Genomic DNA, 14,857 nt, shown 5'->3' on the forward strand with positions numbered 1-14,857 from the left:
TGCCAAGGCCTATGAAGGTATCAAGAAAATGAAAAAAGATATCAAACTGCTCGATTATCTCGCAGTTCGTCGTTCCACGCCTGCTTTCCAGATGTGCGAGCCGGGGCCGGACAGGGCAGAGATCGAAGCGATTCTCTCGCTGGCCGTGCGTGTTCCCGATCATGGCAAGCTCGCGCCCTGGCGCTTTGTCGTCTATCGCGGCAATGAACGGGTCCGCATTGGCGAGGAACTGCTGAAGATGGCGCTCGAGAAGAACCCGGCGCTTTCCGACGAGATGATCCAGGTCGAGCGCACCCGCTTTACCCGGGCGCCCGTTGTCATCGCCGTCATTTCAACCGCTGCCCCCCATGCGAAGATCCCGGAATGGGAGCAGGTGATGTCCGCCGGTGCCGTCTGCCTCAATCTTCTGATGGCCGCCAACGCGCACGGCTATGTCTCGAACTGGCTGTCCGAGTGGTTTGCCTTCGATGAGCGCGCCTATCCGCTGCTCGGCGTGAAGCCCGGCGAGAAGGTTGCCGGTTTCATCCATATCGGCTCGACAGAGTTCCCCATCGTCGAGCGCCCGCGTCCGGCACTTGCGGATGTGGTAACCTGGCAGGGTGGCGAGGATTGATGTTCTACGATACCGAATCGAATGCCCATGGCATGGCGCACGACCCGTTCAAGGCGATCGTTGCGCCCCGGCCGATCGGCTGGATCGGCACGAAGGGCAGGGACGGCAGCCGCAACCTCTCTCCCTATTCCTTCTTCAATGCCGTCGGCGACAAGCCGAAGATGGTGATGTTCTCGTCGAGTGGTCGCAAAGACAGTCTGCGAAATGTGCAAGAGACAGGCGTCTTTACCGCAAGCTTCGTCAGCCGCTCGCTTCTCGATCAGATGAATGCCTCGTCTGCCGCTGTCTCCTATGAGACGGACGAATTCACCCTGGCCGGTTTGACCGCTGCCGCCGGCAAACTGGTCGACGCGCCCTATGTCGGCGAGGCGGTCGCCGCGCTCGAGTGCTGCGTGACAAAGGTTCTCACTCTGCCAGATATGGACGGCAATGAAACCGACAGCCACGCCGTGTTCGGCCAGGTGGTCGGTATACACATAGCGGACGCCATGATCCGCGGCGGCCGATTCGATCTCGCTTCGGCGGACCCCATCATGCGCCTGGGTTACATGGATTACGCCGGCATGGGCCCCGTATTCGAGCTGAAACGCCCGAGCCAGCGCGGCTGATCATCCGATTTATGAACGCTGTAATCATCCGGCGGTATTGCGGAGGGGTGGTTAATGAACGTGGTGAACGTTTCTTAAACACTTTGAACCTACTGTCCGAGACACCGAATTCTTCGGGTGTATACGGGTGGCGAGTGGGTTCGACTTTGATCGTTGCAGCTTTTCTCAAATGGGTCGAAACGGCGAAATCGCAGGAGCGGGCGCGCGCAGCGAATGCGCTCGCACGGGCTTATCTGAAATCAGACATGGCGCCGGAAGAACGACAGGCCGCGCAGATGGCAATGACCTATCTGCTCGATGATCCGGCGCCGCAGGTGCGCATGGCTCTTGCAGAGGTTCTGGCCCGCGAAGCCGGCGCTCCGCGTGCAATCATGGTCTCGCTCGCGGAAGACCAGCCCGAAATTGCCTCCATCGTCATTCTCTATTCGCCGGTGCTGGCGGACGCCGATCTCGTCGATATCGCCGGTCGTGGAACCGTGGAGACGCGGGCGCTGATCGCCGCCCGCAGCGAGGTCAGCATCGGCGTAGCAGCAGCCCTTGCCGAGATCGGCGACGCCGCCGAACTGGAGGTCCTGCTCGAGAACCCCCGCGCGCGCCTGACGACCTTCACGCTGCGCCGTATCGCAGAGCGACACGGCCATTGCGAACGCATCCGGTCATTGCTCTTGGATCGGGACGACCTGACCAGCGGCATCCGTCAGCTTCTGGTCCAGTTCGTGGCTGACGCGCTTGCGGGCTCCGAACTGGTCATCGGCGCGGTTGGCAGCAGACGGATCGAGCGGATTGCCCGTGAAGCCGGCGACTGCGCGACGATTGCTCTTCTCGCCGACGTGCATGGCGAGGAACTGGCGCGCTTGACCGACCAGCTGCGCCTTGCCGGACGTCTGAGCCCGGCCTTCCTCATGCATGCGTTGTGTGCCGGCCGCACGGACTTCTTCTCGTCGGCCATCGTTGCGATTTCGGGTCTCGACGAGCGGCGGGTCCGTTCGATCCTGGCAACCGGGCGCTTCCACGCGGTCCGCGCGCTTCTGGAATCGGCAGGGCTCGCCCGCGACCTGAGCCCGATCTTCGTCGACGCCGTCATGCTGTGGCGCAACCTCATCCAGTCTGCCGAGGGCTTCGAGCTCGACCACATCGCCCACCGGCTGGTCGCCCGCTATCGCGGCGACAACGATCTGAGCGATTCGGCGCGGGTGCTGATCGACATGGTCGAGCGGATGGCGATTGCCGAGGAACGGCGCCTGGCCCGCGATTACGCCAGCGGCTTCGCCCTGGCCGCGGCCTGATCGTCAGGGCGTGATCTTCTTCGCCACCCAGGAATAGCTTTCCGAGACCACGTGGATCGGCTTCTCGAAGATCATCTTGATCGCGGCCTTGCCGGGAAGGACTTCGCGCACGGCATCGATCGCTCTGTCCTTGAGCGTTCTTTCCTGCTCTTCCGTCGGCTTGATGACGGCGTCTTCGCCCGGCTGCGCCGGTGACTGGGTCGCGAGCGCCTCGGTGATGTCGGGCGGCGGCATCTGGCAGACGGCGACGGCGGTCGGATAGCCGATATGCGTGTAGCGGCCGAGCACGTTTTCCGAAGCGGCGTTGCAAAGCTCGATGGAGACGAAGCGTTCCGGCGCGGTCTCCACGAACGCGCACTGGCTGACGCTATCGTCACAGCCGAGGATCGTCATCATGATCAGGGCAGTCTTCATCGGGCGGCTCCGCAGGTGATCTTCTGCGTCTAGAGCAAACAGAGGATTGGAGCCAAAGCAAGGCGCTCCGGTTGCGGGGAGCTGCAATCCGCAGGCAACCTGAAGGAGGCTCTCGGGCGGTTCTCTACCCCGCAGACACTCTTCTGCTTTCGACCTCCGGCTCCGCCACGAAATCGAGTTCGCCCTGCTCTCCGTCAGCCATGGCGTCATCGGCGAGTTCCACTTCGCGGATCCACTCGCGCCAGATGGAGACGAGCAGTGCCATCAGAACCGGGCCGATGAAGAGACCGAGGAAACCCATAGTCTTCACCCCGCCGACGAGACCGAAGAAGGTGGGCAGGAATGGCAGCTTGATCGGGCCGCCGACGAGGCGCGGGCGCACCGTCTTGTCGACGATGAAAAGCTCGACCGATCCCCAGATGAACAGGGCGACGCCTTCGATCATGGCGCCACTGGCGACGAGGTAGATCGATACCAGCGTGAACGACAAAGGCGCGCCGCCGGGGATCAGAGCCATGACGCCCGTGATGACGCCAAGCGTGACGGGCGAGGGGACACCAGCCAGCCAGTAGGCGATCCCGAGCACGATGCCTTCACCGATCGCAATCAGCGTCATGCCGGTGACAGTCGAGCTGATCGTTGCCGGCACGACGCGCGAGATCCGCTCCCAGCGGTTGGGCAGAATGCGCTCACCGAGCAGGTCCAGCTGGCGGGCGAAGTTTGCGCCGTCGCGATAGACGAAGAAGAGCGCGATCAGCATGAAGAGCAGGGTCAGGAGCAGATGGAAGAGACCATCGCCCGCCGCAATCACGGCACGATAGATATTGCCGATATTGGCACCGCTGACGATCTGGATCAGTTCACCGATCGCGCCCGGCTGGCCGATATGCTCGGTCCACTTCGCCCCCAGCCACTCGCCGACCCGTGGCAGAGCCAGGATCCAGCCGGGTGGCGGCGCACCCGTCGTATCGGCTTCCACGGCCCAGCTGATCCACTGCCGGATTTCTTCGACGGCATAGGAGATCGCAATGCCAATCGGGATGATGAGAAATGCCAGGATGAAGAGCAGCGCGAAGGTCGCACCAAGCGTCGTGTTGCCGCCGATGCGATCAAGGAGGCGCCGGTAGAGCGGCCAGCTCGCAAAGGCGATGACGAGGGCCGCAAGCACCGGCACCAGGAAGCCATGGAAGAAGTAGATGGCCGCGATGCCGATCAGCACCAGCAGCCAGCGTGCCACCGAGATCGGCGTGATCAGGGCGATGCGGTTGGCCGTCGCCTGGCCAAGCCAACGTGGCCCTTTCGACGAGGTCGGAATATCAGCCTGGCTCACAATCTGAAGTGTCCCGTTTAAACTGCCCTGCATATGGAGCATTCTCAAGCGGGAAACAAGCGGTCGGCCGATGCGTCGCGGCCGATCCGCCTCAGATGTCGAGGTTCTCCGCGAAGGCGGCGCGATCCTGGATGAAGCGGAAGCGGGCTTCGGGTTTGGTGCCCATCAGGGCATCGACCGCATCGCGCGTGCCCTCGAAGTCGACCTCGTCGATCTCGACCTTCAGAAGCGTGCGCTTGGCGGGATCCATGGTTGTCTCCTTGAGCTGCGCCGGCATCATTTCACCGAGGCCTTTGAAGCGGCCGATCTCGACCTTCTTGCCCTTGAAGACGGTTTCCATGAGCTCGGCCCGGTGCGCATCGTCTCGCGCATAGACCGTCTTTGCCCCCTGGCGGATGACGTAAAGCGGCGGCACGGCGAGATAGAGATGGTTGCCGCGGATCAGCTCGGGCATTTCCTGGTAGAAGAAGGTGATGAGAAGCGACGCGATATGCGCACCGTCGACGTCGGCATCGGTCATGACGATGATGCGTTCGTAGCGAAGGTCTTCCTCGCGATACTTCGTCCGGGTGCCGCAGCCGAGCGCCTGGATGAGATCGGCGATCTGCTGGTTGGCCATCAGCTTCTCGCGGCTCGCAGATCCAACGTTCAGGATCTTGCCGCGCAGAGGCAGGATCGCCTGATTGGCGCGGTTGCGGGCCTGCTTGGCCGAGCCGCCCGCCGAGTCCCCTTCGACGATGAAGAGTTCGGCACCCTCTGCGGTGTTCTGCGAGCAGTCGGCGAGCTTGCCAGGAAGGCGCAGCTTGCGCACGGCAGACTTGCGGTTGACTTCCTTTTCCTTGCGACGGCGGAGGCGCTCTTCTGCACGCTCGATCACCCAGTCGAGCAGCTTTGCCGCTTCGTTCGGGTTGCCGGCCAGGTAATGGTCGAAGGGATCGCGGAGCGCGTTTTCGACGATGCGCTGGGCCTCGACGGTCGCAAGTTTATCTTTGGTCTGGCCGACGAATTCCGGCTCACGGATGAAGACCGAGAGCATGCCGACCGCCGAGATCATTACGTCATCCGTGGTGATCTGCTGGGCCCGCTTGTTCTGCGTCAGCTCGGCGTAGTTCTTGAGGCCCTTGGTCAGCGCAATGCGAAGGCCGGCCTCATGCGTGCCGCCTTCGGGCGTCGGGATCGTGTTACAATAGGAGTGCACCTGCGGATCGCCGCCATACCAGGTGATCGCCCATTCCAATGCGCCGTGGCCACCGGTCTTCTCCGTCTTGCCGGCGAAGATTTCGCGCGTGACCGTGAAATCCTTGCCGAGGGTCGCGGCGAGATAGTCCTTTAGGCCACCGGGGAAGTGGAAGACGGCCTTTTCCGGAATATCGCCGCCCTCGGGCACCATGCCGGGATCGCAGGACCAGCGGATTTCGACGCCGCCGAAGAGATATGCCTTCGACCGCGCCATGCGGAAGATCCGGCCGGGATCGAATTTCGCATGATCCCCGAAGATCTGCGGATCCGGATGGAAACGAACGCGCGTGCCGCGGCGGTTGTGCACTTCGCCCAGCTCTTCGAGACCGCCCTGCGGGATGCCGCGCGAGAAGGTCTGACGATAGAGCTTGCGATTGCGCGCGACCTCGACCTCGAGCAGGTCCGAGAGCGCGTTGACGACGGAAACGCCGACACCGTGCAGACCGCCGGAGGTCTCATAAGCCTTGCCGTCGAATTTGCCGCCGGCATGCAGCTTGGTCATGATGACTTCGAGCGTCGACTTGCCCGGCACCTGTGGATGCAGCTCGACGGGAATACCGCGGCCATTGTCGGTGACAGTCAGGAAGCCTTGGGCATCCAGGTGCACGTCGATGAAATTGGCGTGACCGGCCACCGCCTCGTCCATCGAGTTATCGATGACTTCGGCAAAGAGGTGGTGCAGCGCCTTCTCGTCGGTGCCGCCGATATACATGCCCGGGCGCATGCGCACAGGCTCGAGGCCCTCCAGCACGCGGATCGAGGAGGCACCGTAATCGTCCCCGCCTGTCGAGGCGGGCGCAGCCGGTGCCGCCCGTGGCGCTGGTTGCGCGACCGGTGCTGGCGTCGGCTCGGCCTCGACCTTCTGGGAAAGCGGCATGCCGGAAAAGAGATCGTTGTCGTCCATGGCGTCGTTCGATACTCTGTTGCTGTTCGATGCCGGCTTCGCGGCACCTTCATAATGCCGCCGCATCAGGCCCGTCGCATCTGCGAATCGGTCGGATTGTGCCAGAAAGGCTGGGCAGGCGCGAAGGGCCATAGAGCCGGCGCATGTTGAATTCGGGCCAGCTTTGCGTGGCGCATTTCGCGAAGGCAAGCGCGAGCCGAGAGGAAACCCATCTTCCATGCAGATGTCCACAGCTCATTTCCGCATTGCGGCGATTTCCTGCGTTCTCTTTCCGTTTCTGTTGCCGGCAAGTGCCAGTGCCGATGTGGTAGGCCCCTTCAAGGATGACCTTTTTTCGGCGCAGACCGTGCTGGAAAGCCGGGACGGCGGCGACTTCACGGTGGTGGACTATGATGAAATGCGCGACATCAACGGTCGTGACAGCATTCCGGAAAGGCGGGTGAAGGACCGTTATGTCTCCCTGAAGGTCCGCCGCGTCCAGGAGAACCAGACGCTGCCGCTCCCGACAGGGCCGCTGGAGGTTGGACGTGTGGGGCAGGATCAGGGCCAGGCCTTTACCGTCATCTTCATCCACGGCAGGGGCGGGGACCGGCGCCTGGGGCTCAACGACATCAGCTTCGGCGGCAACTTCAATCGCCTGAAGAACCTCGTGGCCGAATCTGGCGGCACCTATTACGCCCCTTCGGTCAGAAGTTTCGACGAGAAGGGCGTGGCCGACATCGCCGCCCTCATTGCGCATGCCTCGGCGCAGTCCGGCGACAGGCCTGTGGTGCTCGCCTGCGCCTCCATGGGCAGTTTCATCTGCTCGGGCATTTCCCGTGATGCCGAGGCGGTATCGAAGCTCGCAGGAATGGCCATCCTCGGCGGAGCGCCGGATCCAGCCCTACCGAAGAGCGCTGCGGCCAAGGCCAGACTGCCGATCTGGTTCACCCATGGGAGCCGCGACAGCGTCTATGCCGCAGAGGACCAGATCGCGATCTACGGCAAGCTGAGAAATGCAGGCCAACCGGTGCGCTTCACGCTGTTCGAAACCGGCTCCCATGGCACACCCGTTCGCATGACGGACTGGCGGTCGGTGCTGAACTGGCTGATCCGCTGAGTGCCGAGCTTCCTGCCGGTATTCCGGGCGCCGAAGGTTCACATTTTCACCATGTCGCCCGATAAACAGGCCAATACGATAGCGCAATCTTTCCTTCCGGGCTCAGATTTGCTACTTCGCAGAAGCGAAATAGGGGTAGAGACGACATGACACCGGATGTACGTCCGCTTGTTGCGGGCAATTGGAAGATGAACGGCACACGGGCTTCGCTCGATCAGATCAAGGCGATCGCCGAAGGTGTGCAGGGGCCTCTCTCCGAAAAGGTGGAAAGCCTGATTTGCCCGCCGGCAACGCTGCTTTACGTCGCGACCGCGCTTTGCACGGACAGCCCCCTGCAGATCGGCGCGCAGGATTGCCATCAGAACGCCTCCGGCGCCCATACCGGCGACCTTGCAGCCGAGATGATCGCCGACTGCTTCGGCACCCATGTCATCGTCGGCCATTCGGAGCGTCGCACCGACCACGCCGAGACCGACCATCTGGTGCGTGCCAAGGCCGAAGCCGCTTATGCTGCCGATCTGACCGCCGTCATCTGCATCGGCGAGACCGCAGACGAGCGCAAGTCCGGACAGACACTCGATATCCTCAAGCGCCAGTTGGCGGGCTCCGTTCCCGATGGCGCCACGGCCGAACGCACGGTCATTGCCTATGAACCTGTCTGGGCAATCGGCACGGGTCTGACACCGACCGTTGCCGATGTGGCGGAAGCCCACGCCTTCCTGCGTGCCGAACTCGTGAAGCGCTTCGGCGATGCGGGCAAGAAGATGCGCATTCTCTATGGCGGTTCCGTCAAGCCGTCCAACGCCAGGGAATTGATGGCCGTCGAGAATGTGGACGGTGCGCTGATCGGTGGCGCGAGCTTGAAGGCTCAGGATTTCCTCGCCATATACCGGGTCTATGAGGAACTGACCGCCTGAGCGCGAATGCGCGCAAAAGCGGGAGAGGGGCTTTCAATGCCCGTTCCTCTCATGTAAAGAGCCGCCAACCTCATTGATTTTGCCCCCATTGGGCAGGATGGACATTCCATGCAGACCGTATTGCTCGTTATCTACCTCATGGTCGTCGTCGCCCTGATCGGCGTCGTCCTCATCCAGCGCTCGGAAGGCGGTGGCCTCGGGATCGGCGGTGGATCGGGCTTCATGTCGGCGCGCGGCACGGCGAATGCCCTGACCCGCACCACGGCCATCCTGGCAACACTGTTCTTCGTGATCTCGCTCGCACTCGGCATCCTCGCCCGTTACGAGTCCCGTCCGACCGACATCCTCGACCGGATCCCGGCAGGCAACGGCACGACGCAAGGCAGCGGCGGCAGCGTTCTCGACCAGCTTCCGGGCGCAGCTCCGGCTCAGCCGTCGACCTCTGCACCGGCCGCGTCCACGCCGGCCGCACCGGCAGAGACACCTGCAGCCCCGGCCACGCCGGCTCCGGCAGCAGACCCCAACGCCGTTCCGAACAACTGATCGGAACGACTTTCATCACTCCGGCGGGCTCCAGGGTCCGCCGGTTTTCTTTTGTCCATATTCCGCCGAGCTCACGAAAAATGTGGGACAAGCCCGATTTGGGCTGGCGGAATCGAATCTGAAACGGTATCCGGTGAAGCCCATGGCGCGATATGTATTCATCACTGGCGGCGTGGTTTCCTCTCTTGGCAAAGGAATTGCGGCCGCGGCACTCGGAGCATTGTTGCAGGCGCGGGGTTACCGCGTTCGTCTGCGCAAGCTGGACCCCTACTTGAACGTTGACCCGGGCACCATGAGCCCGACGCAACACGGCGAAGTCTTCGTCACCGATGACGGCGCCGAGACCGACCTCGATCTCGGTCACTACGAACGCTTCACGGGGCGTTCGGCCACCAAGACCGACAACATCACCACCGGTCGCATCTACAAGAACATCATCGACAAGGAACGTCGAGGCGACTATCTCGGCGCGACCGTCCAGGTCATTCCGCATGTCACCAACGAGATCAAGGATTTCGTGGTCGAAGGCAATGACGACTACGACTTCGTCATCTGCGAGATCGGCGGCACCGTCGGCGACATCGAAGCCATGCCCTTCATGGAAGCGATCCGCCAACTCGGCAACGACCTGCCGCGCGGCACCGCCGTTTATGTCCACCTCACCCTGATGCCCTACATTCCGGCAGCCGGCGAGCTGAAGACCAAGCCGACGCAGCATTCCGTCAAGGAACTGCAGGCTCTGGGCATCCATCCCGACATCCTGCTGGTCCGTGCTGACCGCGAGATCCCGCAGGCTGAACGCCGCAAGCTCTCGCTGTTCTGCAACGTGCGTGAAAGCGCTGTGATCCAGGCTCTCGACGTCGCCAATATCTACGACGTGCCGATGGCCTATCACAAGGAAGGGCTCGACAACGAAGTGCTCGCCGCCTTCGGTATCGAGCCGGCACCGAAGCCGCGCCTGGATGCCTGGGAAGAGGTCTGCAACCGCATCCGCACGCCGGAAGGCGAAGTCACGATCGCAATCGTCGGCAAGTATACGGGCCTCAAGGACGCCTACAAGTCGCTGATCGAAGCCCTCTATCACGGTGGCATCGCCAACCGGGTCAAGGTCAAGCTCGAATGGATCGAGTCGGAGATCTTCGAAAAGGAAGATCCGTCGCCATGGCTTGAAAAGGTCAACGGTATCCTGGTGCCCGGCGGTTTCGGCGAGCGTGGATCGGAAGGCAAGATTCTCGCCGCTCAGTTCGCCCGCGAGCGCAAGGTGCCTTACTTCGGCATCTGCTTCGGCATGCAGATGGCGGTCGTCGAAGCCGCGCGTCATCTGGCCGGCATCGAGAACGCGTCGTCGACGGAATTCGGCAAGACCGAAGAGCCTGTCGTCGGCCTCATGACCGAATGGATGAAGGGCAACGAGCTCGAGAAGCGCTCCGCAGCCGGAGATCTCGGCGGCACCATGCGCCTCGGCGCCTACAAGGCCTCGCTGAAGAAGGGCACCAAGATCTCCGAGATCTATGGCTCCCAGGATATCTCCGAGCGCCACCGCCATCGTTACGAGGTCAATGTCGACTACAAGGACCGCCTCGAATCCTGCGGTCTGGTCTTCTCCGGCATGTCGCCGGACGGCCTGCTGCCGGAAACGGTCGAGTATCCTGACCATCCGTGGTTCATCGGTGTTCAGTACCATCCGGAACTGAAGTCGCGTCCACTCGATCCGCACCCGCTTTTTGCGAGCTTCATCGGTGCGGCGCTGGAGCAAAGCCGCCTCGTCTGATCGGAACGACCATCGACAGTCTCAAGACCCGGCCTCGCGCCGGGTCTTTTCGTTCCAGCCCTGCGCAAGTGCTGCGATCTAATCCGAGGACAACAAGGAGGTGATCATGCGCATCGGTGAAAACCCGTACTATGTGCCGACCTACGCAGCTCGGGAGAAGCAGGCGACGACCGCTGCGCCCGACTTTGCAGCCGGGGAAGCCAGTTCAACCGCGCGGGCCCCGGAGAGTGACCAATCCGCAACCGGCCTCAAGACCTCGCTCCGGCAGATGCAGGCCGGTGTCTATTTCGACAAGAACGCCGAAGAGGTGGCCCTGAAGCGGGATGCTTGAGGTCTGAGTTCCAGGAAGAAAGCCGCAAGTCGCTCGCCGAGCGCATCAGGGACCAGTATCTTGAGGACAACGGCCTGGCGGAGGAAGCGCTCGCCGAAATGCCGAAGGAAGATCGCGAGGCGATCGAAGACGAGATCGCAGCGCTGATCAAACGCCAATACGGACTGGAAGACTCCGCCTCCGACGCTGATAGCGCCGCCTCCACGCTCTGATCTTCTCAACCGTTACCGATCGAGCAGCATCACCGGCACGAGTTCGCCGGCGTCCGCCGCTGGCGCATGCGGCGGGCGCACGATCAGGCAGTCGGACTGCGAGAAGATCCGCATCATCGAGGAATCCTGCTTGCCGAAGCTCTCGACCCGCCGAATGCCGTCATTGGCGTCAGAGAGCCGCGCACGCACATAGTCCTGCCGCTTGTCGTTGACGGGCAGGGCATTGACCAGACGCGCAGTGGTCATGCGCTCCCGGACCTTCTGGCGCCCGAGATGCGCGAGAAGTGGTTCCAGGAACAGCAGGCCGCAGACGAGGCTCGAGATCGGATTGCCGGGAAGGCCGAGCACCTGCATGCCGTCCAGCCGCCCGACCATCAGCGGCTTGCCAGGTCGCATGGCGATCCGCCAGAAATCGAGCTGCATGCCGGCGGCGACGAGTGTCGACTGCACGAGATCATGATCGCCGACCGAAGCGCCACCCAGCGTCACCAGCACGTCGACGCCGCTGGACCGCGCGCGCTCTATCGCCTGATGCAGAAGTTCACGGTCATCGGGGACGATCCCGAGATCGAGCACCTCTGCTTGATTGTCACGCGCAAGAGCGGCAATGCCGAATGTGTTCGAACCGATGATCTGGCTCGGGCCGGGTTGGCTGCCGGGCGGCACCAGCTCGTCTCCGGTCGCGAGGATCGCGACACGCGGCCGCCGATAGACGGAGAGCGTCGCGTGGTTCATGGCTGCCGAAAGCGTCAGATGCCGATAGTCGAGCTGGACACCGGCGGAGAGTGCGGCATCGCCCTCAGCGAAGTCCTGCCCCCGCGGCCTGATATGTCGTCCGGCACTAACCGCAAAGGTCGTGCGGATGCGTCCATCGTCGAGTTTTTCTGCATCTTCCTGCAGGAGAATGCTGTCGGCACCCGAGGGAACGGGGGCCCCGGTGAAGATGCGGACGGCCTGTCCGGGTCCCACTTCGCCGGCATAGCCATGCCCCGCCGCCGATTCTCCGATGACCGTCAGGATCGATCCGATCCCCGCCGCGTCGGACGCGCGAAGGGCATAACCGTCCATGGCGGAGGCATCAAAGGGAGGCTGGGTCAGGCGCGACTTGAGGTCTGCTGCAAGCACTCGTCCGTTGGCCTCGTGCAGCGGAACCTCTTGCCTGTCGCTGATCGGAACGGCGGCAGCCAAAAGCCGTGCCAATGCATCTTCGACCGGCAGAAGCGACATCAGACCCGCTCCGGATGGCGGAAGTCACCGGATTTGCCGCCGCTCTTTTCCAAGACCCGGATACCGCCGATTTCCATGGTCTTGTCGACGGCTTTTGCCATGTCATAGATCGTCAGGCAGGTAACGGAGACAGCTGTCAGCGCCTCCATCTCGACGCCGGTCTTGCCGGTGAGCTTGACCGTGGCCTCCACCCGCAGGCCGGGCAAATCAGGTTCCTCGACGATATCGAGGGTCACTTTCGAGAGCATCAGCGGATGACACAGTGGGATCAGATTGGACGTCTGCTTGGCGGCCATGATGCCGGCGATCCGGGCGGTGCCGATGACATCGCCCTTCTTGGCATTGCCGTCGCGAATGACCGCAAGGGTCTCCGGCTTCATCCTGACAAAGCCTTCGGCCACGGCCACACGAACCGTGTCATCCTTGGCCGACACATCGACCATATGCGCCTCGCCAGACGCGCCGATATGTGTCAGGCCTTTTGCCTCGCCATTCATTCCGCCGCCAATGCGCCGGGCTTGCCGGTCAGCAGCATGCGCGTGGCCTGGGCGACGTCGTCCTTGCGCATCAGGCTTTCGCCGACGAGGAAGGTCGTGATGCCGGAGGCCTGCAGGCGCTGGCAGTCTTCATAGGTGAAGATGCCGCTTTCACCGACGAGCAGGCGATCCGCCGGCACCATCGGCGCCAGTTCTTCGCTGACGGTGAGGCTGACGTCGAAGGTGCGAAGGTTGCGATTGTTGATGCCGACCAGCGGCGACTTGAGCTTAAGGGCCCGCTCCATCTCTTCGGCGTCATGCACTTCAACGAGCACATCCATGCCGAGCTCGAAAGCAACGCCTTCGAGTTCAGCGGCTTCATCGTCAGAGAGCGACGCCATGATCAGCAGGATGCAATCGCCGCCCCAGGCGCGTGCCTCGTAAACCTGATAGGCATCGAACATGAAGTCCTTGCGCAGCGCGGGGAGCGCACAGGCCTGGCGGGCCGCAGTGAGAAATTCCGGCGCACCCTGAAAGCTCGGCTTGTCGGTTAGGACAGACAGGCAGGCGGCACCACCGGCCTCATAGGCGGCGGCGAGGGACGGTGGATCGAAATCGGGGCGGATCAGCCCTTTCGAAGGGCTCGCCTTCTTGATCTCGGCGATCAGTCCGAAGCGACCCTCATCGCGGGCACGAACCAGCGCACGGTGAAAACCGCGTGGCGCCTCCTGGGCGTCGATCCGGTCCTTGAGTTCGGACAAAGACACGGCCGCCTTCGCGGCAGCGATTTCTTCCCGCTTGTAGGTTTCGATGCGCTTCAGGATGTCGGTCATGGTCTGAACTTACCCCTGCGCGGCCGAATTGGAAATGGTGATCAGCGTCTCGAGTGCACGCGCGGCACTGCCCGTGTCGAGCGACTGGCTGGCGAGATGCATGCCCTCGGTCACGTCCTTGGCCTTGCCGGCAACGATCAGCGATGCGGCTGCATTGCAGAGGGCGACATCCCGATAGGGCGTTTTGGCCCCGCCAAGAACGTCGCGAAGGGCTGCTGCGTTCACAGCGCCGTCGCCACCGCGAATGGCATCGAGCGAGACGGTCTCGACGCCGAAATCATCGGGTGTGAGTTCGAAGCTGCGAATTTCGCCGTCCTTCAGCTCAGCGACCTGGCTCGGTCCCGTGGTGGTGATCTCGTCGAGACCACTGCCATGCACGACCCAGGCGCTGGTCAGGCCCAGATCCCTGAGGGCCTCGGCACCGGGGATCAGCCACTCGGGCGAGTAGACGCCGAAGAGCTGCTTTTTCACGCGGGCAGGGCTCGAAAGCGGGCCGACAATGTTGAAGATGGTGCGTGCACCGAGTTCCACGCGAGCAGGGCCGACATGGCGCATCGCCGGATGATGCAGCTGCGCAAACATGAAGCCGATCCCGGCCTCGCGGATGCAGCGCGAGATCATGTCCGGCTCGATGTCGAGCTTGACGCCGAGTTGCGACAGTGCATCCGCCGTCCCCGATTTCGAGCTCAGGGCGCGATTGCCGTGCTTGGCAACGGGCACGCCGGCGCCGGCAACGATCAGCGCAGCCAGCGTCGAGATGTTGTAGGTATTGGTGCCATCGCCACCGGTGCCCACAATGTCGATTGCATCGTCCGGTGCATCCACCGGCACCATCTTCTGCCGCATGATAGACACGGCGCCGGCGATCTCGTCGACGGTCTCGCCGCGCACGCGCAGGCCCATCAGGAAGCCGCCGACCTGGGCCATGCTGGCTTCGCCCGACATCAGGATCTCGAAAGCGTCGCTCGCCTCCTGCCGCGTGAGCGGCTGGCGGGTGGCGATCTTGGCGATGAAGGGCTTCAACCCGGACATTCTACAGCTCCCCCTCTGGCCG

The 14,857-nt window shown here is 62.9% G+C and carries 16 protein-coding genes; 9 read left to right on the forward strand and 7 right to left on the reverse strand.

Annotated features, from left to right (window positions below):
- The first annotated feature begins 28 nt into the window (after positions 1-28).
- From FAA86_RS11570 to FAA86_RS11580, 3 genes are all read left to right on the forward strand, one after another.
- A complete protein-coding gene (locus tag FAA86_RS11570; RefSeq protein ID WP_136540708.1) occupies positions 29-613 on the forward strand; it encodes a nitroreductase family protein in 585 nt (194 codons plus the stop codon).
- On the forward strand, positions 613-1,221 hold the full coding sequence (locus FAA86_RS11575) for a flavin reductase family protein (RefSeq protein ID WP_136540710.1): 609 nt from the start codon (positions 613-615) through the stop codon (positions 1,219-1,221). Before FAA86_RS11570 ends, FAA86_RS11575 begins: the two co-directional genes overlap by 1 nt.
- Positions 1,222-1,367: 146 nt before the next feature.
- Entirely contained in the window at positions 1,368-2,507 is a 1,140-nt protein-coding gene (locus tag FAA86_RS11580; RefSeq protein WP_246035062.1) for a DUF2336 domain-containing protein, read from the forward strand.
- A gap of 3 nt (positions 2,508-2,510) precedes the next feature.
- On the opposite strand, the gene FAA86_RS11585 is transcribed toward FAA86_RS11580, so the two are convergent.
- The 3 genes from FAA86_RS11585 to parE form a co-directional block, all read right to left on the reverse strand.
- Positions 2,511-2,921 carry a hypothetical protein gene (locus FAA86_RS11585; protein ID WP_136540714.1) on the reverse strand — a complete coding sequence of 137 codons (411 nt, stop codon included), beginning with the start codon at positions 2,919-2,921 and terminating at the stop codon, positions 2,511-2,513.
- Between the two features lie 124 nt (positions 2,922-3,045).
- Complete coding sequence (locus FAA86_RS11590) at positions 3,046-4,284, reverse strand: AI-2E family transporter (protein ID WP_136540716.1); 1,239 nt, start codon at positions 4,282-4,284, stop codon at positions 3,046-3,048.
- 58 nt (positions 4,285-4,342) lie between these two features.
- Entirely contained in the window at positions 4,343-6,394 is a 2,052-nt protein-coding gene (parE, locus tag FAA86_RS11595) for a DNA topoisomerase IV subunit B (RefSeq protein WP_136540718.1), read from the reverse strand.
- A 223-nt stretch (positions 6,395-6,617) separates the two neighbouring features.
- Between parE and FAA86_RS11600 the strand changes: the two genes are divergently transcribed.
- The 6 genes from FAA86_RS11600 to FAA86_RS11625 all read left to right on the forward strand — a co-directional run bounded on the left by FAA86_RS11600 (position 6,618) and on the right by FAA86_RS11625 (position 11,267).
- Positions 6,618-7,493 (forward strand): alpha/beta fold hydrolase, encoded by an 876-nt coding sequence (locus tag FAA86_RS11600; RefSeq protein WP_167494959.1) that lies wholly within the window; start codon positions 6,618-6,620, stop codon positions 7,491-7,493.
- Between the two features lie 146 nt (positions 7,494-7,639).
- Positions 7,640-8,410 (forward strand): triose-phosphate isomerase, encoded by a 771-nt coding sequence (gene tpiA / locus FAA86_RS11605; protein ID WP_136540722.1) that lies wholly within the window; start codon positions 7,640-7,642, stop codon positions 8,408-8,410.
- A gap of 108 nt (positions 8,411-8,518) precedes the next feature.
- On the forward strand, positions 8,519-8,953 hold the full coding sequence (secG, locus tag FAA86_RS11610) for a preprotein translocase subunit SecG (RefSeq protein ID WP_113461265.1): 435 nt from the start codon (positions 8,519-8,521) through the stop codon (positions 8,951-8,953).
- 133 nt (positions 8,954-9,086) lie between these two features.
- Complete coding sequence (locus FAA86_RS11615; RefSeq protein ID WP_162760093.1) at positions 9,087-10,724, forward strand: CTP synthase; 1,638 nt, start codon at positions 9,087-9,089, stop codon at positions 10,722-10,724.
- A 106-nt stretch (positions 10,725-10,830) separates the two neighbouring features.
- The gene (locus tag FAA86_RS11620; RefSeq protein ID WP_136540724.1) at positions 10,831-11,055 is read left to right on the forward strand and encodes a hypothetical protein; all 225 of its coding nucleotides are present in this window, start codon (positions 10,831-10,833) and stop codon (positions 11,053-11,055) included.
- Positions 11,052-11,267, forward strand: coding sequence for a hypothetical protein (locus FAA86_RS11625; RefSeq protein ID WP_136540726.1), 216 nt, complete (start codon positions 11,052-11,054; stop codon positions 11,265-11,267). Before FAA86_RS11620 ends, FAA86_RS11625 begins: the two co-directional genes overlap by 4 nt.
- A 12-nt stretch (positions 11,268-11,279) precedes the next feature.
- Here FAA86_RS11625 and FAA86_RS11630 read toward each other — a convergent pair whose 3' ends face one another.
- The 4 genes from FAA86_RS11630 to trpD are packed head-to-tail and all read right to left on the reverse strand — an operon-like array spanning position 11,280 to position 14,835.
- Complete coding sequence (locus tag FAA86_RS11630) at positions 11,280-12,494, reverse strand: molybdopterin molybdotransferase MoeA (protein WP_167494952.1); 1,215 nt, start codon at positions 12,492-12,494, stop codon at positions 11,280-11,282.
- Positions 12,494-12,991, reverse strand: a complete 498-nt coding sequence (gene moaC / locus FAA86_RS11635) for a cyclic pyranopterin monophosphate synthase MoaC (RefSeq protein WP_136540730.1) — start codon at positions 12,989-12,991, stop codon at positions 12,494-12,496. The genes FAA86_RS11630 and moaC overlap by 1 nt, the downstream gene beginning before the upstream one ends.
- Positions 12,988-13,803, reverse strand: coding sequence for an indole-3-glycerol phosphate synthase TrpC (trpC, locus tag FAA86_RS11640; protein WP_136540732.1), 816 nt, complete (start codon positions 13,801-13,803; stop codon positions 12,988-12,990). Before trpC ends, moaC begins: the two co-directional genes overlap by 4 nt.
- A 9-nt stretch (positions 13,804-13,812) precedes the next feature.
- Positions 13,813-14,835, reverse strand: a complete 1,023-nt coding sequence (trpD, locus tag FAA86_RS11645) for an anthranilate phosphoribosyltransferase (protein WP_136540734.1) — start codon at positions 14,833-14,835, stop codon at positions 13,813-13,815.
- Between the last annotated feature and the right edge of the window lie 22 nt (positions 14,836-14,857).

This window comes from Rhizobium rosettiformans W3 (assembly GCF_004912135.1).
Lineage (GTDB): Bacteria > Pseudomonadota > Alphaproteobacteria > Rhizobiales > Rhizobiaceae > Allorhizobium > Allorhizobium rosettiformans.

Bases quoted from the DNA above. Each gene is read 5' to 3' on its own strand.
- FAA86_RS11575 (WP_136540710.1), top strand. From the start codon at position 613: ATGTTCTACGATACCGAATCGAATGCCCATGGCATGGCGCACGACCCG.
- secG (WP_113461265.1), top strand. From the start codon at position 8,519: ATGCAGACCGTATTGCTCGTTATCTACCTCATGGTCGTCGTCGCCCTG.
- tpiA (WP_136540722.1), top strand. From the start codon at position 7,640: ATGACACCGGATGTACGTCCGCTTGTTGCGGGCAATTGGAAGATGAAC.
- FAA86_RS11570 (WP_136540708.1), top strand. From the start codon at position 29: ATGAAAAAAGATATCAAACTGCTCGATTATCTCGCAGTTCGTCGTTCC.
- FAA86_RS11630 (WP_167494952.1), bottom strand. From the start codon at position 12,494: ATGTCGCTTCTGCCGGTCGAAGATGCATTGGCACGGCTTTTGGCTGCC.
- FAA86_RS11585 (WP_136540714.1), bottom strand. From the start codon at position 2,921: ATGAAGACTGCCCTGATCATGATGACGATCCTCGGCTGTGACGATAGC.
- trpC (WP_136540732.1), bottom strand. From the start codon at position 13,803: ATGACCGACATCCTGAAGCGCATCGAAACCTACAAGCGGGAAGAAATC.
- FAA86_RS11590 (WP_136540716.1), bottom strand. From the start codon at position 4,284: ATGCAGGGCAGTTTAAACGGGACACTTCAGATTGTGAGCCAGGCTGAT.
- trpD (WP_136540734.1), bottom strand. From the start codon at position 14,835: ATGTCCGGGTTGAAGCCCTTCATCGCCAAGATCGCCACCCGCCAGCCG.
- parE (WP_136540718.1), bottom strand. From the start codon at position 6,394: ATGGACGACAACGATCTCTTTTCCGGCATGCCGCTTTCCCAGAAGGTC.
- FAA86_RS11620 (WP_136540724.1), top strand. From the start codon at position 10,831: ATGCGCATCGGTGAAAACCCGTACTATGTGCCGACCTACGCAGCTCGG.
- moaC (WP_136540730.1), bottom strand. From the start codon at position 12,991: ATGAATGGCGAGGCAAAAGGCCTGACACATATCGGCGCGTCTGGCGAG.
- FAA86_RS11600 (WP_167494959.1), top strand. From the start codon at position 6,618: ATGTCCACAGCTCATTTCCGCATTGCGGCGATTTCCTGCGTTCTCTTT.